This window comes from Nitratidesulfovibrio oxamicus, assembly GCF_015731765.1.
Classification (GTDB): domain Bacteria; phylum Desulfobacterota; class Desulfovibrionia; order Desulfovibrionales; family Desulfovibrionaceae; genus Cupidesulfovibrio; species Cupidesulfovibrio oxamicus.
This window is the reverse complement of record NZ_VRYY01000564.1, coordinates 1-1,343: the sequence shown is the minus strand read 5'-3', so window position 1 is coordinate 1,343 and position 1,343 is coordinate 1. Positions and strand designations below refer to the sequence as shown.

The 1,343-nt window shown below is 70.6% G+C and carries 1 protein-coding gene; it reads right to left on the bottom strand.

The annotated features are described in order from the left end of the window. Nucleotides 1-1,343, bottom strand: a 1,343-nt coding sequence (mltG, locus tag FVW20_RS15630) for an endolytic transglycosylase MltG (protein ID WP_231039161.1), incomplete at both ends; no start/stop codon positions are given.

Genomic DNA, 1,343 nt, shown 5'->3' with positions numbered 1-1,343 from the left:
CCGGTACCATAGTGCCGCCGGGGAGAGCGGCGGGTTCGGCGGGCTTGTCCCCCGTATCGGGTGCGGTGGCCTTGTCCTGAACCTGCGGGGCCCTGGGCGGCGTGCTGGCGGATGCCGGGGGGGCGGCGTCCGCGGGAGATGTGGTGTCCGTGGCGCCCGTGGCGCCCGTGGCGTCCGTGGCACCTTGGGTACCCGTGGCGTCCGTGGGATTCACGGGGGTCGCTGGTGTGCCTTGCGTGGCGGTCTGATCTCCACCCCTGGCGCGCCCGCCCCGCTGGAAGCGGTTCACGGCTCGGTTGTGTTCGTCCAGTGTGGCGCTGAACTGGTGCGAGCCGTCGTTGCGCGACACGAAATAGAAATAGCCGTGCTTTTCCGGCGTGGTGGCCGCGCGCAGCGATTCCAGCCCCGGCGAGCAGATGGGGCCGGGGGGCAGGCCGGGGCGGCGGTAGGTGTTGTACGGGTTGGCGGCGTCCTGCAGGTGCGAGCGGCGCAGGTTGCCGTCGAAGGTGTCGCCAAGGCCGTAGATGGTGGTGGGGTCTGCCTGCAACAGCATGCCGGTGCGCAGCCGGTTGGCGTACACCCCTGCCACGCGGCCCCGTTCCGAGGGCTGGCCGGTTTCCTTCTCCACGATGGAGGCCAGGGTGACCAGTCGCCGCAACTCGTCGCGGGCCGGACGGCCACCGGGCCAGACCTGGGCGGCGCGCCGCCAGAAGGTGTCCACCATCCGCCCGGCCACGGCGCGGGCCGATTCCCGGTCGGGCGTGGCGGGCTTCTTGATCAGGTAGGTATCGGGAAACAGGAAGCCCTCCGCCGTGTCGAAGGGGATGCCCCAATGGCGCAGGAAGACCGGGTCGGTGATGACGGCGCGGAAGTCCTCAACGGTGACGAAGCCTTCCACCTCAAGCAGGCGGGCGGTTTCCCACCAGGTCAGCCCTTCGCGCAGGGTGATGCGCGACAGCACCGGCTGGCCGTTCACCAGTTGATCCAGCACCCGGAAGGGCGCCCAGTTGCTGTGCACCAGGAAGCGCCCGGCCTTCAGCGAGGTTTCCCAGCCGTGGTAGTGGGCCAGCAGCTTGAAGCGCCAGTCGCTGGTCACAGCGCCCTTGTCCAGCAGTTGCTTCGTCACCCTGTCGAAACTGGCGCCGGGTTCCACGTCCACGTAGACGTCCGCGCCGGGGGAAGCGGGTGGAGTGTGCAGGAAGCGCCAGGCGTCGTACCCCGCGTAGCCGCACGCCAGAAGGACCAGCAACACCAGCGCGGCCAGTACGCGCAACAGGAGGCGCACCACCGGGCGGCCCGGTGCCGGGCAGGCGGCGGATTGCGCGGCAGGTGCGGGTGCGGCG